Origin of the sequence: Microlunatus aurantiacus (assembly GCF_039536605.1) — a bacterium.
GTDB classification, from domain to species: Bacteria; Actinomycetota; Actinomycetes; order Propionibacteriales; family Propionibacteriaceae; genus Microlunatus; species Microlunatus aurantiacus.
In genome coordinates, this window is sequence record NZ_BAAAYX010000005.1 from 80,743 (window position 1) to 103,032 (window position 22,290).

Below are 22,290 nucleotides of genomic sequence, written 5' to 3' on the forward strand. Positions count from 1 at the left end.
GGGCGACCCGGGCGGGTCGGGCACCCGGGTGATCAGCTGGTCAGGCGAGCAGCTTGGCCTTGGCCGCCGTGAACTCCTCGGGAGTCAGCACCCCGGCCGCCTGCAGCTGGGCGAGCTGCTGCAGCTGACCGAGCAGGTCACCGGCGCCGGCGGCCGCGGGAGCGGGCGCCGCCGGCGGGGCCGCGGGCGGGGAGACCGGCGCCGAGGCCTGGGCCGCCTGAGCCACCGCCTGCTGCGCCGCTGCCTCCAGCCGGGCCTGCTCGGCCGCTGCCTGGGCCGCGGCCTGCTGCTCGGCGGCGGCCTGCTGCTGGCCGAACCTGGCCTGCTGCTTGTTGCTGACCGCGTTCGCGGTGCCGACGACGACGGCGGTGCGGGCGGCGGTTCCGATCAGGCCGGGACGGCCTCCGCGACGACCAACGGGCATGTGGTTTCTCCTCGAGTGAGCTGGGTCGATGGGATGAGCTGGGTCGATGGGGTGAGCTGGGTGGTGCGGGACGTGGCGGTGAGGGGTCAGGCGGAGACGCCGGCGAGCTCGGCGACCTCGTTGACGACGTCCGCGGGGAACCGCTGGGCGGAGATGACCACCGCCCCGGTGTCGCGGACAGCGGCGGCGATCGAGCGGGCCCACGTGTTCTCGAACAGGAAGACCAGCACCGACGTGCCGGGCTCCACCTCCTCGATCAGCTCGTCGATGTCCTCCTGACCGACCAGGCCGCTGCCGGATGTCTGGACCAGGTCGAGGTCGAACTCCTCGCCGAGGCTCTCGATCTCCAGGACCTCGGTGCTGCCGTCGGCCGCGCGGCGGACCAGGACGAGGTCCAGCAGCGTGATGACACCACTGCTCAGGGTGGTCAGGACCGCCTCGCGGATCTGACCGGGCACGTGCTCGGAGGGGAACGCCACGACGTACAGATCCGCCGGGCCGTAGGTTTCCACTGTCACTGTCGCTCACTCTCGGGTGATGGACGGCCGGGGTGGCCGAGGTGACTGTATCGCCGCCCTCCCCGCGGGACCCGGTCCCGCGTCGGCACCGTGGGGACGGCACGCCGGCGGTCGCGAGACCACTAGGGTCGACTCCCGTGACGCCCCTCGCCGGAACCGCCGACCACCGCTCCCTCGTGCAAGCCGTCCGGGAGCTCGCCGTGATCCACGGCGAGGTCCGCCTGGCCAGCGGGAGGACCGCCGACTACTACGTCGACCTGCGCCGGGTGACCCTCGACGGCGGCGCCGCCCCGCTCGTCGGTCGGGTGATGAGGGAGCTGGTCGCGGACTGGCAGTTCGAGGCGGTGGGTGGTCTGACGCTGGGTGCCGACCCGGTCGCGACCGCGATGCTGCACGCCGCGGCCGCGGAGGGTGGCCGGCTCGACGCCTTCGTCGTCCGCAAGGCCGAGAAGGCGCACGGTCTGCAGCGTCGGATCGAGGGGTCGCCGGTGGAGGGTCGCCGGGTGCTCGCGGTGGAGGACACCAGCACCACTGGTGGCTCGGTGCTGACCGCGGTCGAGGCGCTGCAGGAGGCCGGCGCGGAGGTGGTCGGCGTCGCCGTCATCGTGGACCGCGGCACCGGCGCCAAGGAGAAGATCGAGGCGCTCGGCCTGCCCTACCGGTACGCGATCTCGTTGGCCGATCTCGGGCTGTCCTGACCGGACGCCCCGGGCCGTGTCCTAGGGTGGGTGCACCCCTGAGCTTAGGAGCACCCCGATGGGTACAGCCATCACCGTGATCATCATCCTGCTGGTGATCGTGGCCGTCGTCGCGCTGGTCGCGATGAGTGGCTACAACGGCTTCGTCAAGTCCCGGAACCTGATCCAGGAGTCCTGGCGACAGGTCGACGTCGAGCTGAACCGGCGTTACGAGCTGCTCCCGAACCTGGTGGAGACCGTCCGGGCGTACGCCGCCCACGAGCGGAACACCCTGGAGGACATCACCCGGCTGCGCAGCCAGGCGCAGCAGCTGTCGCAGTCCGAAGGTGGTCTGCCGAGTCAGCAGCGGGCCGACGTGGAGGCGGAGCTGTCCGGCGCGGTGCGGAACCTGATCGTCAGCGTCGAGGCCTACCCGGATCTGAAGAGCAACACGAACTTCCTCGAGCTGCAGCGCCAGCTGGCGGAGACCGAGGACCGGATCGCCAACGGTCGGCGCTACTACAACGCCAACGTGCGGGTCTACAACACCAAGGTCGAGTCCGTGCCGACCAACATCATCGCCAACGTGTTCAAGTTCGAGAAGGCGACCTACTTCGAGGTGAACGACCCGGCGGTGCGGCAGGCACCCAACGTGAGCTTCGGCGAGATCGCCTACCGCGGCGACCAGCAGCAGCCGCCGGCGGGGCCGTCGCAGGGTCAGCTGCCGCAGCAGGACCCGGGTCACAGCAGCCTCCCGAACCCGCAGCAGCAGTACGGCCAGCCGCAGCAGCCCCAGTACCAGCAGCCCCAGTACCAGCAGCCCCCGCAGCAGCAGTCGTACGCCGAGCCTCAGTACCAGCAGCCGCCGCAGCACTCGGCCCCGCCGCAGCACTCGGCCCCGCCCCAGCAGGCCGGACAGCCCCAGCACTACGCCCCGCCGCAGACGGGCTCCGGGCAGCCGCAGTCGAGCCCGTCGGGCCAGGGCGGCTACGCGCCGCCCCAGTCCAGCGACGAGCCCGGGTCGTCGTCGGACTCCCAGTCCTCGGGCGGCTACCAGCCCCCGAACACGCAGTAGTCCCGAGCCGGCTGGCCCGGCACGCCCCGATCGAAGGAACCTCGTGATCTACCAGCAGCTCGGCACGTCGGGTCTCACCGTCTCCGTGGTGGGGCTGGGGTGCAACAACTTCGGTGCCCGGATGGCTGACGAGGACGTGCCGTCGGTGGTCGGCTCGGCCATCGACGCGGGGATCACCCTGTTCGACACCGCCGACGTCTACGGCAACGCCGGCGGCTCGGAGACCCTGCTCGGCGAGGCTCTCCAGGGTCGCCGGGACGAGGTGGTCATCGCCACCAAGTTCGGCATGGACATGGGTGGGAGCAACGGCCCGGACTGGGGGGTGCGGGGCTCGCGCCGCTACATCCGGATCGCCGTCGAGAACAGCCTCCGGCGCCTCGGCACCGACTGGATCGACCTCTACCAGCTGCACCGACCGGACCCGCACACGCCCATCGAGGAGACGCTGGCGGCGTTGTCGGAGCTGGTGACCGAGGGCAAGGTCCGGTACATCGGCTCGTCCAACCTGACCGGTTGGCAGGTGGTCGACGCCGACTGGACCGCCCGGACGGGCGGCTACGAGGCGTTCGTCTCGGCTCAGAACGAGTACAGCTGGCTGCACCGCGAGGCCGAGGCCGAGCTCGTCCCGGCTCTGGAGCACACCGGCCAGGGTCTGCTGCCGTTCTTCCCGCTCGCACGTGGGCTGCTGACCGGCAAGTACCGGCGCGGCGCCGACGCACCGGACGGCACCCGGCTGGCGTCGCAGTCCGAGGTTCTCGCGGCCGCCGATTTCGACACCGTCGAGGCCCTGCAGTCGTTCGCCGACGAACGGGACCTCACGCTGCTGCAGATCGCCATCGGTGGGCTGGCGGCGATGCCGGCGGTCGGCTCGGTGATCGCCGGGGCCACCAAGGTCTCCCAGATCGAGGCGAACGTGGCGGCGGGCCTGTGGGAGCCGAGCGCCGACGAGCTGCTGACCCTGATGGAGCTCACCGCCTGAGTCCGGTGCTCACCGCCTGAGTCCGGTGCTCACCGCCTGAGTCCGGTGCTCCACGCCTGAGTCCGGTGCTCCACGCCTGAGTCGGCGGTCGGCGCCCGAGCGGCCCGCCGACCCGATGTCTCCGCGGATCCGGAAGACACCCATCCGGTCCGGCCATCGCTCCGAATGTACGGATGCAGGACGAAGTATCGGGGGCTTCGCGGTGATCCGTGGACGAAGGGCTCATGACGATGCTGGATGCGACTGTCGTCGTACTGACCGTGCTGGCGGCCGGACTGTTCCTGACCGCCCGGCACCGGGGTGCCTCCCGGGCTGATCTGCCGGGCTCGCTGCAGCACGTGGGTTTCGCGCTGACGAGCCTGGCCGCTGCGCTCCTGCTCTCGGGGCCGCCCACCTGGCTCGCCCTGCTGGTGCTCGTCCCGGCGGCCGGGTCGTTCGCCGCGGCCGGCGTCGGGCGAGCGTTCGAGGAACTCACCCACGCGGCCCTGGTGGAGCACCACGGGGGACCGGTGCTCGGCCGGAGCCGGGCCGCGGTGCCGGGAGTGACCGCCGCCGTGGCCGCGCTCGGTGCCGGCCTCGTGGTGCACCTGGGGCCGGTCGACCCGTCCTGGTCCCCGCTGGTGCTGGTGACCACGGTGGTGCCGTTCGTCATCGCGGGAGTCGCGCGGCGCGGGAGCGATCGGCGCCAGCGGTCGGCGACCGCTGGCTACGAGCACGAGCTCGCGTTCTGGGCCTGGGAGCTCGGTGAGGACGAGCTCACGGCCCTCGAGGTCCGGTTGGAGAACGCCCGGCTGGCGCGGGCGCTCGGGCTGGCCCCGCTGCTCGTCGGTGAGCCGGCTCGCCCCCGTCCGGATGCTCATCGAGCCGCCGGAGCACGGGCGTCGGGTCGGTGAACGCAGTCCGGGTCGGGATTGGGGCGGTTCGCTAACGTCGGACCATGAGCGCGCCGCCCGGCTGGTACCCCGATCCGGCGGGTGCCCCCGGCCGGTTCCGGTTCTGGGACGGGCAGCGTTGGGGTGCCGCTACCACCGATCGGCCCGACGCCCGGTTCCCGCCGGAGTCGGCCCCGCACGTTCAGCCGATCCAGCGGCCCTCGGTGCCGCCGTCGGCGCACCCCGGCGGCACGGCGGCCGGTACGGCACCCGGCGCGCAGCCGGTCGGCGCCCCGCGCCGCCGCCCCTGGGGGTGGTGGCTGGCCGCCGGTGTCGTGCTCCTCGCGGTGGCCGTCGTCGCCGTCCTGGTCGTCCGGTCGGTCGCCGGTTCGGTCGGCCCGGGCCCGGTGGAGGACCCGGGTCAGGACTCCTGCCCGCGGGCGACGGCGGTGAGCTCACCGGCGGCCCCCTCGACCGGAGACCGGGTTCGCAGCGGTCTGCTCTCCTACCCCCGGCTGGCCGAGCCGTTCAAGGCACCGGGGGACGACGACCGGACTCCGTTCGGGCACGACGTGCAGAGTCAACAGGCGTTCGTGGAGCGCTCAGCGGACGGACAGACCGAGTGGGTCGCCTGGGCGCTGATCGCCCGGTTGCTGGCCGGCGACGGTTTCTACGGGCCCGAGCAGGGCGCCGGGGTGGTCGCCGACTGCGTGGTGGCGCTGTTCTACGACGACCACGAGATCAAGCGGACGGACACCCGGCGGGCGGCGATCACCGTCGACGGCCACGAGGCGTACGTGATCGAGTCCCACCTGACCTTCGACATCCCCGGCATCAAGGCCAAGGGGGAGACGATGATCGTGGTGGTCGTCGATGTCGGCACCGGCGAAGCGGGCCTGTTCTACGGGACCATCCCGGACAACGCCCCCCAGTTCCTGCCGCCGATCCGGCGCGCGATGGCCGATCTGCGCGTCAGCTGACCACCCGACCGGGGGCGGCCGGCGTCACCGGTCGGCGTCACCGGTCGGGCGACTCGGCGGTGGGGGTCGCGGCTGCGGCGGCGATAGCCTGCTTGGCCCGACGCTTGTGCAGCACGTACTCCGCCACCATCGGGATCACCGACACGAAGACGATCAGGATCAGCGCCGCCTCCAGGTTGTGCTGGATGATCGGGACCCGACCCAGGTAGAACCCGAGGATGGTGATCCCGCAGGCCCACAGGACGCCGCCGATGGCGGTGTAGGTGATGAACTTGCGGAAGTCCATCCGGCCGACACCGGCGACCAGGGTGACGAAGGTGCGGACGATCGGCACGAAGCGGGCCAGGATGAGGGCCCGGTTCCCGTACCTCTCGAAGAAGACGTGGGTCTTGTCGACGTAGGACTGCTGGAAGATCTTGCCCATCACGCCGGTCCGCGGCTTGAACAGCGGCGGCCCGATGAGTCGTCCGATCCAGTAGCCGCACACGTTGCCCAGCACCGCGGCGATGGTGAGCACCACGCAGACGAAGAACAGGCTGTGGTGGATGATCCCCAACGAGGTGAACAGACCGGCGGTGAACAGCAGCGAGTCGCCCGGCAGGATGGCGAACAGCCCGCACTCGGCGAAGATGACGAAGGCGACACCCCACAGGGCGTACGGTCCGAAGAAGTTGATCAGGAACTCGGGGTCCATCCAGGACGGCAGCAGCATCGGCGTCAGCAGGGCGGCGTCGAGTGCGGTCACCGGGTAGAGGATACCGTTCGGCCTCGTGGAAACCCCAGGAAACGGCGACGTGAGCCTCGGCTCACCACCAGAGGGTCCGGTGGGCCACGGGGTGGGCCCCCACACCGGTCCGTGGCCGGAGGGCGCCGGCTGGGACGTCGAGCTGCTGGCCGACGGGGACCGACGCAACGTCGTCGACGAGTTCCGCTACCGGACGGTCGAGGCGATCGTCGCGGAGCTGGACACCCACCGCCATCAGCTGCGGGTCGCGATCCAGAACTGGGAGCACGACTTCAACATCGGCTCGATCGTCCGGACCGCCAACGCGTTCAACGTGGCCGGGGTCCACATCCTCGGTCGGCGTCGCTGGAACCGGCGCGGCGCCATGGTCACCGATCGGTATCTGCACGTGCACCACCACGCGGACGTGGCCGCCTTCACCGCGGCGATGGCCGCCGACGGGTACGCGATCGTCGGCGTCGACAACCTCCCCGGAGCGGTGCCGCTGGAGTCGACCCGGCTGCCCGAGCGGGTCTGTCTGGTCTTCGGGTCCGAGGGCCCGGGCCTGAGCGAGGAGCTGGTCGAGAGGTGCGAGCGGCTGGTGTCGATCAGCCAGTACGGCTCGACCAGGTCGTTGAACGCCGGTGCGGCGGCCGCCATCGCGATGTACCACTGGGCGCTGCAGTGGGCCGCGCCCGACAACGTGTGAGCTGAGGGGCCACGACGACCCCGGATCTCACACGCTCGTGCGACCCGGCCGCAGCAGGACCCCGAAGACCGCCAGACCGACGACCGGGAGCAGCGGCCAGACCGGGTTCAGGCCGCCCGGCCCGACCATCCCGGCCGAGGCCATCACCGCCAGACCCGCGCAGACGCAGACGGCGGCGGCCACCGGTCGCCAGGTGGCCGGGGCGGGTCGGGGATCGGCCCGCGGTGATTCGAAGCGACCGAAGACCAGCACCAGGCCGTACGTGACGGCCAGCAGCACCAGCCACCACACCGGCCGGGTCGCCCACCACAGCGGGCTCAGCGGCGCGAGACCCAGACCGATCCCGCCGAGGGCGACCAGCAGCGAGGACACCGCCACCATCGCGGTGAGGTGCCACAGGAACCAGGTCATGATCCGGGAGTTCAGCACCACGGTCACGAACCAGACGCGCGGTCGCTGCAGCCAGCGCGTCAACGGCGCCTCGGTCGTCAGGACCAACCCGGCCTGCAGCATGCCCAGGAAGGCCATCGTGACCCGGGTGGGGCTGGAGTTGCTGATCTCGTCGCCGGCGGCGGTGATCATCGACACCGGGTACGGGCCCAGTCCGACCAGCACGGCGAGACCCACGGCGCCGATCCCGGCCAGCAGCAGCTTGCGGCGGAGAGTGGCCAGGCGGCCGTCCAACCAGGCGTACCCGAACTGGTGGAAGCTCGCCCAGACGATCAGGTAGTTGGGGTAGCCGGCCAGCTCCGAGCCGGTGCCGATGCTGATCAGGTCGACCACACCGGCCAGCACCACACCCCCGGCGATCGACCACCAGCCGAACCGCTCCCAGAGCACCAGGCAGGCGGGTGCGACGGCGATGACCAGCAGGTAGGCGGCCAGGAACCAGGTCGGGATCAGGGCCATCTGCGACAGGACCTGCACCCGTTCGGGTGTCATCCCGGCGGCCAGCATGATCACGCAAGCGGCGAGCCAGACCAGCAGCAGCGGGATCAGCGGCAGGCCGAGACGGCGCAGCCGCGCACGGAGCCAGCCGCCGTAGCCGACGCCCTTGCGGCGCGCGGACCGCCAGGAGATCCCGTTGGCGTACCCGCCGACGAGGAAGAACACCGGCATCACCTGAAACACCCAGGTCAAGGGGTGCGACCAGGGGGCGTTGTCCAGCACCCCGTGCGGTTGGATGCCGTTCCGGTCGACCGCCACGATCGTCCAGTGGCCGAGGACGACCACGGTGATGGCGGCGGCGCGGAGGAAGTCGATCACCCGGTGGCGGGTGGGCGGGGTGGCGGCGGCGACCCGCTCGGCCCGCGACAGCACCGGTTCGACGGTCGCTCGCGACGACCCCGATCTCTCCGTGGACATGGAGGTCATGGTGCCACCGCCCCGTGCTCGGGGCGGGTGGTTCGGCCCGCAACCGTAGACGTGTGTCGGTGGTCACATCTAGGTTGTCTCGTGCGTCGCCCGGGGTGCCTCGACCGGGAGTCGTTCGGGGGTGTCGGTCGATCCTCCGCGTCCGGTCCAGCGAAGGAGCTCCACGTGCGCCGTCCCTCACCCTCACGTCGGCCGAGCGGGACGGCTCGCCTGGCGCTCGCGGTCACGCTGGCGCTGATCGCCGCGCTGGGACTGGTCAGCCTGCCGCCGGCGCCGACCGCGCGGGCCGCCGAGCGGACCGCGGCCTGGGTCGGCAGCTTCCAGTCCGAGCTCGGTTGCCCGGGGGACTGGCAGCCGACCTGCACCCGGACCGAGCTGGCCAAGGACCGCGCCGGAAACACCTACAGCGCGGTCTTCACCGTGCCGGAGGGGCGCTGGGAGTTCAAGGTCGCCCTGGACGACGCGTGGGAGGAGAGCTACCGCGCCGACGGCACCAAGGGTGAGGCCAACACCCCGCTGGTGCTCGCCGGGCCGACCGACCTCCGAGTGGTGTACGACGACACCACCCACAAGACGACCATCACCCCGACCGATCTGGGCGGAGACCGCGTCACGGCCGCGGACCGGCAGCGCGCCACCGACAGCCTGCGCAACGGTCTGACCAAGGAGCGGTTCTACTTCGTCATGGCCGACCGGTTCGCCAACGGCTCCACCGCCAACGACCGCGGCGGTCTGACCGGCGACCGCCTGACCACCGGCTACGACCCAGGAGACAAGGGCTTCTACCACGGCGGCGACCTGAAGGGGGTCACGGACAAGCTCGACTACATCAAGGGCCTCGGGACGACCTCGATCTGGTTGACGCCGTCGTTCAAGAACCGTCCGGTGCAGGGCAGCGGAGCCGACGCCAGCGCCGGCTACCACGGCTACTGGATCACCGACTTCACCCAGATCGACCCGCACCTGGGCACCAACGCCGAGATGAAGACCCTGATCGACAAGGCGCACGCCAAGGGCATGAAGGTCTTCTTCGACATCATCACCAACCACACGGCTGACGTGATCGACTACGCCAACCCGAACGAGGGCGGCACCGTGCCCCGCACCTACATCAGCAAGGCGCAGAGCCCGTACAAGACGGCGGACGGCACGGTGTTCGACGACCGGGACTACGTGAACAAGCCGTTCCCGAAGCTGGACCCGGCGACCTCGTTCCCGTACCAGCCGGTGTTCGACCAGCCGGGCGACGCGACCGTGAAGGTCCCCACCTGGCTCAACGACCGCACCCTGTATCACAACCGGGGTGACTCGACCTACACCGGCGAGAACTCCACCTACGGCGACTTCTCGGGTCTGGACGACCTCTTCACCGAGAACCCGAAGGTCGTCTCCGGCATGGAGGACATCTACCAGGCCTGGGTCGACCTCGGCATCGACGGCTTCCGGATCGACACCGTCAAGCACGTGAACCTGGAGTTCTGGCAGCAGTTCTCGCCGGCGCTGTTGGAGCACGCCCGCACCAGGGGCAACGACGACTTCTTCATGTTCGGCGAGGTCTACGACGCCAACCCCGCCTACACGAGCACCTTCACCACGGCCGGGAAGCTGCCCGCCACCCTGGACTTCGGTTTTCAGGGCGCGGCGCAGCAGTTCGTGGCCGGCAAGAACGCCACGGTGCTGAGGGACCTGTTCGCGGGCGACGACTACTACACCGACACCGATTCCAACGCCTACGAGCTGCCGACCTTCCTCGGCAACCACGACATGGGTCGGCTCGCCGCCCTGCTGGGCAACGCCGACGACAAGCTCGAGCGGGTGGAGCTGGCCAACCAGCTCATGTTCCTCACCCGGGGCCAGCCGGTCACGTACTACGGCGACGAGCAGGGCTTCATCGGCGCGGGCGGGGACAAGGACGCGCGGCAGGACATGTTCGCCACCAAGACGAAGCAGTACGCCGACGAGGCCAACCTGTACGGCTCCTCGGCCGCCGGGTCCAAGGACCGCTACGCCACCGACACCGACCTCTACCTGCTGATCTCGGAGCTCTCGAAGCTGCGCAGCAGGCACCCGACCCTGGCCGACGGCGCCCAGATCAGCCGCTACGCCGACGCCGGACCTGGCGTCTACGCGTTCAGCCGGATCAACCCCGCCGACGGCCGGGAGTACCTGGTGGCGGTGAACAACGCGGACAAGACCGCCACGGCCGACTTCGACACCTACAGCGCGAAGATGCTCTACCGACCGGTCTACGGGACCGACACCGCCGTGCCGTCCCGGCGGGACGGCCGGGTGAAGGTCAGCGTGCCCGCCATGGGCGTCTCGGTCTGGAAGGCCGAGCGTCGCGCCGACGCCGGCACGGGGGCTCCGGTGCTGCTGGCCCGCGCGCCCGGCAGCGGGGCCGACTTCACCGGGCGGGCCAAGATCAGCGGAGCAGTCGCCGACGATCGGTTCGCCCAGGTGACGACCTCGTGGCGGCTGGCCGGGGACGCCGAGTGGACCGCGCTCGGCACTGACGACAGCGCCCCGTTCGCGGTCTACCACGACGTCTCCGACCTGCCGGACGGCTCGCTGGTGGAGTACCGGCTGGTGGCCGAGGACCTGCGCGGTCGGTACGCGGTGGCCACCACCTCCGGTCTGGTGGGGACGAAGGGCACCGACACCGAGGGTCCGGGAACGGGCGCCGGTCCGGTGACCCAGCCCGCCGCCGCCTCCGTCCCGGGAAGCCACAACTCCGAGATGGGCTGCCCGGGTGACTGGCAACCCGCCTGCGACCAGGCGCAGCTGGAGCGGGACCCCGCCGACGACATCTGGAAGACGACCATCCCCGTGCCGGCGGGCTCCTACGCCTACAAGGTAGCCATCGACAAGGCGTGGGACGAGAACTACGGGGCAGGGGGCGTCCCCAACGGGGGCGACATCGGCTACACCGCTCCCGGCGGCGAGGTGACCTTCCTCTACGACCACCGCACCAAGAACATCCAGAACACCGCCCAGGGTGATCTGGTGGCGGCGGCCGGCAGCTTCCAGTCCGAGCAGGGTTGTCCGGCGGACTGGGCGCCGTCCTGCCTCCGCGCCTGGTTGGGTGATCCCGACGGCGACAAGATCTTCACCTGGACGGGTGCCGACATCCCGAAGGGCGACTACGCGTTCAAGATCGCGTTGAACCGGGCGTGGGACACCAGCTACGGCGAGGGGGGCGGCAGTGCCGACATCGCGTTCAGCGTCCCCGCCGACGGTCTCACCGTGCAGTTCCGCTGGGACTCGACGACCAAGGTCCCGACCGTCGTGGTGAGCGAGCCCGCCAGCTCGACCGACCTGACCAAGGCGAAGGCCTACTGGGTGAAGCCCGGTCTGCTCGCCTGGCCGGCGGACGCGGTCCCGCCGGCCGACCAGCCGGGCATGATGCGCTGGCTGCTGCAGGCCTCCAGGGACGCCGGCATCACCGTCGACAGCGAGCGGATCCTGGCCGACCAGGCCCTCGACCTGCGCTACGACCCGCGCGGGCTGCCGGCCGAGGTGGTGCGGGACTTCCCGTACCTGAAGGGGTATCTGGCGTTGCGCCTCGACGCGTCGAACGCCCGGGTGAAGAAGCTGCTGCAGGGCCAGGTCGTCGTCGGTCAGTACAGCGACGGCTACCGGCTGCGGGACGGCACCGGCGTGCAGACCGCGCTCGTCCTGGACTCCCTCTACGGACGCGAGGCGAAGAAGCAGACGTACGGGATCAGCTGGAGCGGGGACCGGGGGACGTTCCGGGTCTGGGCGCCGACGGCGCACACGGTCTCGCTGCTCACCTGGCCGGCCGGCTCAGCGGCGAGCTCCCCGGCCTCGGCGGCGACCAGGACGGCGCTGACCGCGCAGTCCGACGGCTCCTGGACGGGGCGTCCCGCGGGCTCGGCCCGCGGTGTCCGCTACCTGTACGAGGTCACCACGTACCAACCGCAGACGCGCAAGGTCGAGACGGGTCTGGTCACCGACCCGTACTCGGTGGCGCTCACCCTGGACTCGACCCGCTCGGTCGCGGTCGACCTGGCCGACCGGGCCCACCAACCGGCGGCCTGGCGGACCACGGCCTCACCGAGGTTGGCCCGGGGAGTGGACTCGACGATCTACGAGCTGCACGTCCGTGACTTCTCGATCGGCGACCCGAGTGTGCCCGCCGACCACCGCGGGTCCTACCTCGCCTTCGCCGACCGGCAGGGAGCCGGCTGGAAGCACCTGCGCACCCTGGCTCAGGCGGGTCTGAACACGGTGCACCTGCTGCCCACCTTCGACATCGCCTCCATCCCCGAGGACCCGGCCGACCAGAAGACGCCGGACTGCGACCTCGCCTCCTACGCCCCCGACGGGGAGCAGCAGCAGGCCTGCGTCACGGCGGTGGCCGGTGCGGACGCCTTCAACTGGGGCTACGACCCGTGGCACTGGATGGCGCCGGAGGGCTCGTACGCCTCCACGGCGGCCAAGGCCGACGGGGGTGCCCGGGTGGCCGAGTTCCGGACCATGGTGGCCGGGCTGCACGCGGCCGGTCTGCGGGTGGTGCTGGACCAGGTCTACAACCACACCCCGACCTCGGGGAACGCGAAGACGTCGGTGCTCGACAAGGTGGTGCCCGGCTACTACCAGCGACTGGACGCGAACGGTGCGGTGACCACGTCGACCTGCTGTCAGAACGTGGCCACCGAGAACACCATGGGCGAGAAGATCATGGTCGACTCGACGGTCCTGTGGGCCAAGCACTACAAGGTCGACGGCTTCCGCTACGACCTGATGGGGCATCACAGCAAGGCCAACATGCTGGCCGTCCGGTCGGCCCTGGACAAGCTGACGCTGCGCAAGGACGGCGTCGACGGCAGGTCGATCTACGTCTACGGCGAGGGCTGGAACTTCGGTGAGGTGGCGGATGACGCCCGCTTCACCCAGGCCACCCAGGGCCAGCTGGGCGGCACCGGGATCGGCACCTTCTCCGACCGGCTGCGGGACGCCGTCCGCGGTGGGGGACCGTTCGACGAGAACCCGGGCAAGCAGGGACTCGGCACCGGTCTCGGGACCGACCCGAACGGGGTCGACCCCGACGACGCCGCCGAGGTCAAGGCGCGGCTGGCCAACTCCACCGACCTGGCCCAGCTGGGACTGGCGGGCAACCTCCGGTCCTTCGTGTTCCGGACCTACGCCGGCGACGTGAAGCGGGGCGACGCCATCGCCTACAACGGCCAGCCCGCCGGCTACGCCGACCAGCCCGACGAGGTGGTCAGCTACGTCGACGCCCACGACAACGAGACGCTGTTCGACGAGCTGACCTACAAGCTGCCCCGGGACACCCCGATGGACCAGCGGGTGCGGGCGAACACGGTGGCTCTCTCGTTCACGGCGCTGTCCCAGACCCCGTCGCTCTGGCACGCCGGCACCGACCTGCTGCGGAGCAAGAGCCTGGACCGGAACTCCTACAACTCCGGCGACTGGTTCAACACCCTGGACTGGACCGGCGCCGACAACGGCTTCGGCCACGGTCTGCCACCCAAGGCCGACAACGACGCCAAGTGGACGTACCAGAAGCCGCTGCTCGCCGACCCGGCGCTCAAGCCGACGGCGGCGGAGGTGGCGACCGCGACGGCTCAGGCCCAGGACCTGCTGAAGCTGAGGTTCTCCACCCCGCTGTTCCGGCTCGGCTCGGCGGACCTGATCCGGCAGAAGGTCTCCTTCCCGGTCTCCGGCACCGCCGCGGCGCAGGACGGCGTGATCGTGATGCGGATCGACGACACGGTCGGGCGGGACGTCGACCCGCGACTGCGGGGCGCGGTGGTCGTGTTCAACACCGGACCGCAGGCGGTCGCGCAGCCCGTGCCCGGGCTGTCCGGGGCCTGGACGCTCACGCCGGTGCAGTCGGGCGGCTCCGACCCGGTGGTCAAGACCGCGGCCTGGGACGCCCGGGGGGCCACGCTCACCGTTCCCGGTCGGACGGTGGCGGTGTTCGTGCAGAACGGGTGACAGGTGATTCGCGGTCGTAACATGAGAAACCTTGACCAAGTTCTCAGTTAGCGCCAGTGTGGAGCCATGGGGAACCTGTCCGACAGCCGTACAGCTGGTCTGTCGGTGTTCCCCCGTCAGTCAGCAGTCGGTTTCGTCCTGGACGATCTCCGGGACGGCATCGCTGCGGGCGTCATCCGGGTCGGTGACCGGCTCCCGTCCGAGGCGGCCCTGGCCGCGCGCTACTCGGTCAGCCGGTCGGTCGTCCGTGAGGTGCTGAGGGCCAGCGCGGCTCTCGGTCTCACGGTCACCCGCACCGGCAAGGGCACCTTCGTCGTCGGCCGGCAGGCGGGCGACCTCGTGTTCGGTGACTACTCCTCGGCGGACCTGCTCGAGGTGCGACCCCACGTGGAGGTCCCGGCCGCCGGCCTGGCCGCCCTGCGGCGCACCGAGGACGACCTGGAGCAGCTGCAGACCCTCATCGAGGGGATGGAGAACGAGACGGACCCGACGGTCTGGATCGGTCTCGACGCCACCTTCCACGTGATGGTCGCCGAGGCGTCGAAGAACCCCGTGTTCGCGCAGGTCGTCCGGTCCATCCGATCGGCCCTGTCCGAGCAGTCGGCGATGCTCAACGACCGGTCGGGGCCACGCCGCGGCCGCTCCGACTCCGAGCACCGGGGCATCACCACCGCCATCGCCCGCGGGTCGGCGGTCGAGGCCGAGGACGCCATGCGATTCCACCTCGACCAGGTCCACGACGCCGTGGTCGACTCCCTCTCCGACCTGCCGCCTCCCTGAGGCGGTCGACCCACCCTCTCCCCGCCGACACCGCTGGTCGGCTCGCCGACCGGCCGCTCGCCGGCGGCACTCGACACCCTCCGCCCCCTGGACGGGTGACCTCCACGCCTGACTCGACTCGTCCGCACGGGCGAGCATCCCCCCGAATAGAGGCACTGTGACCCAAGTCGACAACCCGCCCGCCGGCGCGAGCGGGAGCGCGAACGACCACCTGAACGCCGAGCAGGTCGGCTACAAGCAGACGCTCAGCCGTCGCCACGTCCAGATGATCGCCATCGGCGGCGCCATCGGCACCGGCCTGTTCCTCGGCTCCGCCTCCCGCCTCCACAACGTCGGCCCCGCCCTCCTGCTCAGCTACGCGTTCGTCGGGGTGATCGCCTACTTCTTGATGCGGGCCCTCGGCGAGCTCGTCCTGCACCGGCCGACGTCCGGCGCCTTCGTGTCCTACATGCGCGAGTTCTACGGCGAGAAGGCCGCGTACGTCACCGGCTGGATGTACTGGCTGAACTGGGCCCTGACCGGCATCGCCGAGCTGTCGGCCGTCGGTCTCTACGTGCAGTACTGGGTCCCGACCATGCCCACCTGGGGCACCGTGCTGATCGCCCTGGCCGTGGTGCTGATGATCAACCTGCTGTCGGCCCGCGCCTTCGGCGAGTTCGAGTTCTGGGCCGCCATCGCCAAGGTCGGCGCCATCGTCGTGTTCCTGGTGGTCGGCCTGATCGTGGTCGTCTTCGGGCTCAACGTCGGTGACCACAAGGCCGGCTTCTCCAACCTCTGGAGCAACCCGGGCGGCTTCTGGCCGACCATGGACCCGTACAACTGGTACGGCCCGCTGCTGGTCATGTCCGGTGTCGTCTTCGCCTACGCCGCCATCGAGATGGTCGGCGTGGCCGCCGGTGAGATGGAGGACTCCGAGCGCGAGGTCCCCAAGGCCGTCAACGCGGTGATCTTCCGGATCGGTGTCTTCTACTGCGGCTCCATCCTGCTGCTGGTCTGCATGCTGCCCACGCAGGACTACACCGCCGGCACCAGCCCGTTCGTCACCGTGTTCTCGCAGATGGGTCTGACCTGGATGGCCACGGTGATCCAGGCCATCCTGATCGTCGCCGCCATGTCCAGCCTGAACTCCGGTCTCTACTCCACCGGTCGGGTGCTGCGCAGTCTCGGTATGTCCAAGCAGGCCCCCGCCTTCACCTTGAAGATGAGCAGCCAGGGTGTCCCGTGGGCCGGCATCGTGATGACCTCGGTCGTCTTCGTGCTCGGCGCGGTGCTGAACTACCTGGAGCCGGACGCCTTCGAGATCGCCCTGGAGGCCGCGGCCATCGGCGTCGTGTTCACCTGGGCCACGATCTTCCTCAGCCAGCTGCGCTTCCGCTCGCTGGTGCGGCGCGGCGTGGTGCCGGCGAGCAAGTTCCCGGCACCGGGCTACCCGTGGACCAGCTACGTCGGCCTGGCCTTCCTGGCCTTCGTCCTGGTCGGCATGTGCATCTCCGGGTGGCAGTCGTCGCCGTACTTCTGGCACAAGACGACCTTCATCGTGGTGGTCATCGGCATCCCGATCCTGGTGGTCCTGCTGGTGATCGGCTGGATGGTCGTCCGCGGCAACGTGATGGCCCACACCAACGGCCGGATCAAGGCGGTCTGGTCCAACGACGGTCCCACCTACCCGGGTGTGACCCCTGACGAGCTCGACCAGCTGAACGACCCCGGCACCAACCCGATCGACCCGGAGGTGAAGTGATGAGGACCACGATCGCACGGATGCTGGCGGCGGCCGTCGCCTGCACGGCCCTGGCCACCGTGACCGCGTGCGGCGCCGGTGAGATCAACGCCGACCCGGCCGTCGTCCCCGGGGCCACGCCCGGTGGGACGCTGCGCATCGGCATCTCGTTCGACCAGCCCGGTCTCAGCCAGAAGACCGGTGACACCTACGCCGGCTTCGACGTCGACACCGCCACCTACGTGGCCAAGTCGCTGGGCGTCCCGGCGGAGAACATCACCTGGATCGAGGCCGATCCCGGCAACCGCGAGAGCCTGCTCACCAGCGGTGCGGTCGACCTGGTGTTCTCCACCTACTCCATCACCGACGAACGCAAGCAGCAGGTGGACTTCGCCGGTCCGTACTTCGAGGCCCACCAGGACCTGCTCGTGCGCCGCAACGAGGAGGAGATCAGCGGACCGGAGACGCTCAGCAACCGGGTGCTCTGCTCGGTGGCCGGCACCACCTCCGCGGCGTTGGTCAAGGAGAAGTTCAAGGGCACCATCGACCTGCGGGAGTACGCCAAGTTCTCCGACTGCGTCGCCGCTCTGGACCGCAGCGAGGTCGACGCCGTCACCACCGACGACGTGATCCTGGCCGGGTTCGCCGCGGAGGACCAGTACAAGGGCAAGCTCAAGGTGGTCGGCAAGGGCTTCTCCGACGAGCTCTACGGGGTGGGCCTCAAGAAGGGCGACACGGCCATGGTCGACAAGGTCAACACCGCCCTCAAGGCCTACATCGACGACGGCTCCTGGAAGGCCTCGCTGGCGAAGAACGTCCGTCCGTCCGGCTACGACATCCCCAAGCCGCCGACACCGGGGAGCTGATCGAGGCCCGGTCAGTGGGTGAGGGAGGAGCTCCCGTGGATCACCGTTCGCGCCCGCTCCAGGAGTTCCTGGAGCAGCACGAACCGTTCGCCTCGCTCGATCCGGCGGCCGTCGCGACCATCGCGGCGGCCGCTCGGGTCGAGCAGTTCGGTGCCGGAGAGCTGATCATCGACGCGTTCGTCGACCCGAACAGCCGGCTGTTCGTCGTCATGGAGGGCGAGGTCGGCGTCTGGAACGACCGGGACCGGCTTCTGCAGGTGCCGGACGAGCGTCTCGCCGAGGGCGACGTGTTCGGCTTCTCCTCGATGCTGACCGAGCGCTCGGTCGGCCCCCGGGCCGTGGCCTCGGGTCCCACCACGGTGGCTGTCATCCCGGGATCGGCCGTGACCCCGGCCTTCACCTCGACCGTCGGGGCCCGCTTCCTGGCCGAGCACATGTCCGCGGCGATCCAGCGGGGGGCGCAGCGACCCACGTACACCCTGGTCGACGACCTGATCGGCACCGAGCCGCTGGTCGTCGACCCGACCGAGTCCGCGTACGAGGTGGCCCGCCGCCTGACCGAGCGCCAGCTCACCGACCGCCATCTGCCGTGCGCGGTGATCGAGCTGGGCGACGGCCGCTACGGGATCGTCGGTGACGCCCAGCTGCGCCGCCACCTGATCGTCGACGGGCGGCCGGGCAGCACCCCGGTGGGTCAGCTCGTCGTGACGCCCGCTCCGACCGTACGGCTGGGGGACTCCGCCACAGAGGCGCTCATCCTCCTGCTGGAGCAGGACGCGGAGTTCCTCGTCGTGGTCGATACCCACCGCCGGCTGCGGGGGGTGGTGGCGCCCCGTGACTTCGCCGTCTCGCCGACCACAGCCGGTGTCTCGCTGCACGAGCAGCTGCGGCGTGCCGCCGACACCGAGGAGCTGCTCGACCGGGCCCGTCGGGTGGTGGCCACCCTGGACGACCTGCTGGCCGGGGGACTGACCGCGGACCGGGTGATCGCGGTCTACTCGACCCTGCTGGACACCCTGGTCCGGCGGGCGATCACGCTGGTCCTCGCCGCGCACCCGGACCTGACGGTGGACGCGTTCACCTGGCTGTCGCTCGGCAGCAACGGCCGGCGCGAGGCGGTGCCGAGCTCGGACGTGGACACCGCTGTGGCGTTCGCCGACGGGGTCTCCCCGGCCGAGGTCGCGGCCTACCGGGTCGCCTTCGGCGAGGTGCACGACGTGCTCGCCCGCGCCGGTCTGAGCGGGGACCACCACGGGGCCACTGCTTCGCGGCCCGCGTTCTCCCGGACCAACGCGGAGTGGCGGGCGGCCGGACGGGAGTGGATGTCGGCCCCGGAGAAGAACCAGGGGGCGGTGATGGCCTCGCTGCTGGTGGACGGGCGGCCGATCTTCGGCGACCCCGGGTTGTCCGCCGTGGCCCGGGTCTTCTCCGAGCTGCGGCGTCACCACGGGACCATGCGGCTGCTGCTCCAGGAGTCCCTGTCCCACCGGGCGCGGATGCACTCGGTGCTCGACGTCCTGGTCCGCCGGGACGGCACCTTCGACATCAAGGCCGGAGCGATCCTGCCGGTGGTGAACCTGGCGCGGTGGGCCGCCCTCAGCGTGGGGTCGGCGGTGCTGCCGACGGTGGAGCGGCTGCGGGTCGCCTCCGGATCGGCCATGCTGCCGGCCCGTCGGGCCCAGAACCTGGTCGAGGCCTTCGAGGTGCTGCAGCGGCTGCGGCTGCGCTACCAGCTGCGTGAGCTGAGCCAGGGGCGGCCCACGTCGGACGTGCTGGTGCTGGAGTCGCTGTCGCCGATCGACCGCAGCATGCTCACCCAGGCCGTACGGGAGGTCGCGGCCGCCCAGCGACGGATGGACAACATCGCCCAGTACGTGCCGATCGACGCCTGGACGTCGCCGGAGGAGTCGTGACCGCACCGTCGACCGGGGCGCACCGGGTCGCCGTGATCGGGGACGTGGGCGGCCATCTGGCCGAGCTGCGGCGGGAGCTGGTCCGGCTCGGCGCGGACGAGGCCACCGGTGAGCTGCCTCCCGACCTGACGGTCGTGCAGGTGGGCGACCTGGTGCACCGCGGGCCCGACTCGGCGGGCGTGGTCGCGCTGGTGGACCGCCACCTGCGGGGAGGTCCCGGGCGGTGGATCCAGCTGGTCGGCAACCACGAGGCGCAGTACCTCGCCGCTCCGGCCTTCAGCTGGCCCGAGCGCCTGGACGACGGGACCGCCGACCTGGTCCGCGGCTGGTGGGCCGACGGTCTGATGCAGGTGGCGGTGGTCGTGGCCGGCCCCGGCGACCGCGACGTGCTCATCACCCACGCCGGTCTGACCGCGGGCTACTGGCGTCAGATCCTCGGCGCGCCCGACGACGCGGTGCGCGCCGCGGACGCGCTCAACCACCTGATCGGCGACCACGACCCGGTGCTGTTCCGACCGGGGCAGATGCTGACCGGGCGAGGTCCGGAGCTCGCGGCCGGACCGCTGTGGGCGGCGGCCGCGACGGAGCTGGTGCCCGGGTGGCTCGGCGCGGGGATGCCGTTCGACCAGCTGCACGGGCACACCTCGCTGTACGCCTGGAACGAGCGCCGCTACGCCGCCCGGGAGGAGATCGCCCGGCGCACGACGCTGGACGAGTCGGCCCGGCACGAGAGCACCAAGCTCGGTGGCGCCCGGATCATCGGCATCGACCCGGGTCACGGCCGGGTGGCCAGCCCGTCGTGGCGCGCCTGGGAACCGACCGGCTCCCGCTGAGCCCAGCCCCCTAACCCCCGACGTGTCACTCTCGGTGGTCGTCCGGGCGACCACCGCCGCTGACGACCCGGGTGGCTCGCACGGTGGTCCACACGTCGGCCACGGTCTTGAGCCCGACCAGCATCAGGACCAGCCAGACGTCCCGACCGGCGAGAGCGCCCATCGCCGCCACCGTCGGCCGCAGCAGGTCGGGCACCGCCGCCGGGCCGAGCTGGCTCAGGCTGACGGCGAAGGCGATCAGCACCGCGACGTGCAGCACGATGATCCGCGGGTAGGGCTGGACCATGGCCCGGGCCGGGGACACCACGTCCCGCTGGCCGGCTCCGAACCACACGGTCGAGACCTCGACGGTGTAGCGGATGACGACCAGCACGATCGGGAGACCGAGGACGAGGAAGCTCGCCTGCACGCCCAGGGTGTACGCCACGAAGCCGGTGAAGACCGCGTGCACCAGGCAGAACAGGCCGTAGTGGACGCAGAAGAACAGCGCCAGCGGCACCGGTGTCGGGGCGGTGCGGCGGCCGTTGACGGTGAGCCGGACCGGACGCTCACCCCGCCCGTCGCCGCGGGCCGTGACGATCCGGACGACGTTCCACGCGCCGATGACCGCGTTCTCCACCCAGAAGAGCACGAACACGTTGCCGGCCGGCCAGCCGAGGGCGACCACCCCCAGCACCGTGACCGCGTTCAGCCCGACGGCCAGGGCCACGGGCAGCAGCCAGGGACGGGAGGTCGGCCCGGACCCGTCCCGGTCGGGGGAGGTCGACAGCTGGCTGCCGACGACGCGCTCAGTCAGTCTGGGTCACCTTCTTCAGCCCGCGCGGGGCGTCGGGGTCGAGACCGAGCCGGCGGGCGAGCCGTTCGATCGTCACCTGGGCGGGGATCGCGAGCACCAGCGGTGCCAGCAGCTCGCTCAGCGTAGGTCCGGGCAGGGCCACGTCGCAGGCCGCCCGAAACGCCTCGTCACCCCCGATCCCCAGCACGGGGCTGCCCTTGCCGCGCACCGTGGCCGCCAGCTCGACCAGCCCCGGCAGGGTCGGACCGGAGGGTCCGGCCACCAGCAGGGTGACCAGCTCGTGGTCGACGATGGCGATCGGACCGTGCTTGAGGTCGGCGTACGAGAGACCGCGGACCGGGCGCAGGCAGGTCTCCTCGAGCTTGAGGGCGACCTCCAGGGTGGTGCCGAAGCAGAGCCCCCGCCCGCTGGCCAGCACTTCCTCGGTGCGCGCCAGCGCGGCCACCATCGCGTCCAGGTCACCGGGGGCGTCGAGCAGGGTCTGGGCCTGGGCCGGCACCTCGGCGAAGCCCGCGTCCAGCCGCCCGGGCTCGGGCGCGATCGCGTCCACCGCCACCGCCAGCGCCGCGACCTGGGTGGTGTAGCTCTTGGTGGCGGGCACGGCCCTCTCGGGCCCGGCTCCGGTCAGCAGGGCGATGTCGGCGGTCCGGGCCAGCGGGGAGTCGTCCACGTTGGTCACGGCGATGGTGGCCGACCCGCAGGTCCGGGCCCAGTCGAGGGCCTCGACGATCTCCTGGGTCGAGCCGGACTGGCTGACCCCGATGGTGACGGTGTCGGCCAGGTCGAGTCGGGCGTCGTAGAGGGTGGCGACCGAGGGTGCGGCCAGCGACGCCGGGACACCGGCGTGCACCTCGGCCAGGTAGCGGGCGTAGATGGCCGCGTTGTCCGAGGAACCCCGGGCGATCAGCAGCAGCCGGTGCCGGCCCCGGGCCAGCCGGGCGATCTCGGCCCGGCGGGGGAGCAGACTGCTCAGGGTGCGGTCCAGCGCCAGGGGCTGCTCGGCGATCTCCCGCGCCATCTGGGTGACGTGGTCGTCCTTGTCCGGCACGGGGTGCTCCTCCATACTGG

Annotated in this window: 18 protein-coding genes; 12 read left to right on the forward strand and 6 right to left on the reverse strand. The window is 71.1% G+C overall.

Annotated features, from left to right (window positions below; translation table 11 throughout):
- Positions 1 to 40: 40 nt before the first annotated feature.
- Positions 41 to 424: an SHOCT domain-containing protein gene (locus tag ABD714_RS10860; RefSeq protein WP_344812356.1), complete on the reverse strand. Its 384-nt coding sequence runs from the start codon at positions 422 to 424 to the stop codon at positions 41 to 43.
- 86 nt (positions 425 to 510) lie between these two features.
- Positions 511 to 942 (reverse strand): DUF6325 family protein, encoded by a 432-nt coding sequence (locus ABD714_RS10865; RefSeq protein WP_344812357.1) that lies wholly within the window; start codon positions 940 to 942, stop codon positions 511 to 513.
- A 137-nt stretch (positions 943 to 1,079) separates the two neighbouring features.
- Here ABD714_RS10865 and pyrE point away from each other — a divergent pair, with 137 nt between their 5' ends.
- From pyrE to ABD714_RS10890, 5 genes are all read left to right on the forward strand, one after another.
- Positions 1,080 to 1,640, forward strand: a complete 561-nt coding sequence (pyrE, locus tag ABD714_RS10870; protein WP_344812358.1) for an orotate phosphoribosyltransferase — start codon at positions 1,080 to 1,082, stop codon at positions 1,638 to 1,640.
- Between the two features lie 58 nt (positions 1,641 to 1,698).
- On the forward strand, positions 1,699 to 2,694 hold the full coding sequence (locus tag ABD714_RS10875) for a LemA family protein (RefSeq protein ID WP_344812359.1): 996 nt from the start codon (positions 1,699 to 1,701) through the stop codon (positions 2,692 to 2,694).
- Positions 2,695 to 2,737: 43 nt separating this feature from the next.
- Positions 2,738 to 3,673, forward strand: coding sequence for an aldo/keto reductase (locus tag ABD714_RS10880; protein WP_344812360.1), 936 nt, complete (start codon positions 2,738 to 2,740; stop codon positions 3,671 to 3,673).
- 224 nt (positions 3,674 to 3,897) lie between these two features.
- Positions 3,898 to 4,566, forward strand: a complete 669-nt coding sequence (locus ABD714_RS10885; RefSeq protein ID WP_344812361.1) for a hypothetical protein — start codon at positions 3,898 to 3,900, stop codon at positions 4,564 to 4,566.
- A gap of 44 nt (positions 4,567 to 4,610) precedes the next feature.
- Positions 4,611 to 5,525, forward strand: a complete 915-nt coding sequence (locus tag ABD714_RS10890; RefSeq protein WP_344812362.1) for a DUF2510 domain-containing protein — start codon at positions 4,611 to 4,613, stop codon at positions 5,523 to 5,525.
- A gap of 37 nt (positions 5,526 to 5,562) precedes the next feature.
- Here ABD714_RS10890 and ABD714_RS10895 read toward each other — a convergent pair whose 3' ends face one another.
- Entirely contained in the window at positions 5,563 to 6,237 is a 675-nt protein-coding gene (locus ABD714_RS10895) for a DedA family protein (protein WP_344812456.1), read from the reverse strand.
- 82 nt (positions 6,238 to 6,319) lie between these two features.
- Between ABD714_RS10895 and ABD714_RS10900 the strand changes: the two genes are divergently transcribed.
- Entirely contained in the window at positions 6,320 to 6,958 is a 639-nt protein-coding gene (locus ABD714_RS10900; protein WP_425562384.1) for a TrmH family RNA methyltransferase, read from the forward strand.
- A gap of 27 nt (positions 6,959 to 6,985) precedes the next feature.
- Here the strand turns inward: ABD714_RS10900 and ABD714_RS10905 are convergent, their stop codons facing one another.
- Complete coding sequence (locus ABD714_RS10905) at positions 6,986 to 8,323, reverse strand: acyltransferase family protein (RefSeq protein WP_344812363.1); 1,338 nt, start codon at positions 8,321 to 8,323, stop codon at positions 6,986 to 6,988.
- A 174-nt stretch (positions 8,324 to 8,497) separates the two neighbouring features.
- Here ABD714_RS10905 and pulA point away from each other — a divergent pair, with 174 nt between their 5' ends.
- The 6 genes from pulA to ABD714_RS10935 all read left to right on the forward strand — a co-directional run bounded on the left by pulA (position 8,498) and on the right by ABD714_RS10935 (position 20,426).
- Complete coding sequence (gene pulA / locus ABD714_RS10910; RefSeq protein WP_344812364.1) at positions 8,498 to 14,314, forward strand: pullulanase-type alpha-1,6-glucosidase; 5,817 nt, start codon at positions 8,498 to 8,500, stop codon at positions 14,312 to 14,314.
- Between the two features lie 66 nt (positions 14,315 to 14,380).
- Entirely contained in the window at positions 14,381 to 15,094 is a 714-nt protein-coding gene (locus tag ABD714_RS10915; protein WP_344812365.1) for a FadR/GntR family transcriptional regulator, read from the forward strand.
- A 157-nt stretch (positions 15,095 to 15,251) separates the two neighbouring features.
- On the forward strand, positions 15,252 to 16,835 hold the full coding sequence (locus ABD714_RS10920; protein WP_344812366.1) for an amino acid permease: 1,584 nt from the start codon (positions 15,252 to 15,254) through the stop codon (positions 16,833 to 16,835).
- Positions 16,835 to 17,680, forward strand: coding sequence for a glutamate ABC transporter substrate-binding protein (locus tag ABD714_RS10925; protein WP_344812367.1), 846 nt, complete (start codon positions 16,835 to 16,837; stop codon positions 17,678 to 17,680). Before ABD714_RS10920 ends, ABD714_RS10925 begins: the two co-directional genes overlap by 1 nt.
- A gap of 35 nt (positions 17,681 to 17,715) precedes the next feature.
- Positions 17,716 to 19,593 carry a putative nucleotidyltransferase substrate binding domain-containing protein gene (locus ABD714_RS10930; RefSeq protein WP_344812368.1) on the forward strand — a complete coding sequence of 626 codons (1,878 nt, stop codon included), beginning with the start codon at positions 17,716 to 17,718 and terminating at the stop codon, positions 19,591 to 19,593.
- On the forward strand, positions 19,590 to 20,426 hold the full coding sequence (locus ABD714_RS10935; RefSeq protein ID WP_344812369.1) for a metallophosphoesterase: 837 nt from the start codon (positions 19,590 to 19,592) through the stop codon (positions 20,424 to 20,426). The genes ABD714_RS10930 and ABD714_RS10935 overlap by 4 nt, the downstream gene beginning before the upstream one ends.
- Before the next feature lie 25 nt (positions 20,427 to 20,451).
- On the opposite strand, the gene ABD714_RS10940 is transcribed toward ABD714_RS10935, so the two are convergent.
- Together ABD714_RS10940 and ABD714_RS10945 are read right to left on the reverse strand one after the other, a co-directional pair.
- Entirely contained in the window at positions 20,452 to 21,135 is a 684-nt protein-coding gene (locus ABD714_RS10940; RefSeq protein WP_344812370.1) for a DUF6498-containing protein, read from the reverse strand.
- 79 nt (positions 21,136 to 21,214) lie between these two features.
- Positions 21,215 to 22,270 carry an SIS domain-containing protein gene (locus tag ABD714_RS10945; protein ID WP_344812371.1) on the reverse strand — a complete coding sequence of 352 codons (1,056 nt, stop codon included), beginning with the start codon at positions 22,268 to 22,270 and terminating at the stop codon, positions 21,215 to 21,217.
- Positions 22,271 to 22,290 lie beyond the last annotated feature (20 nt).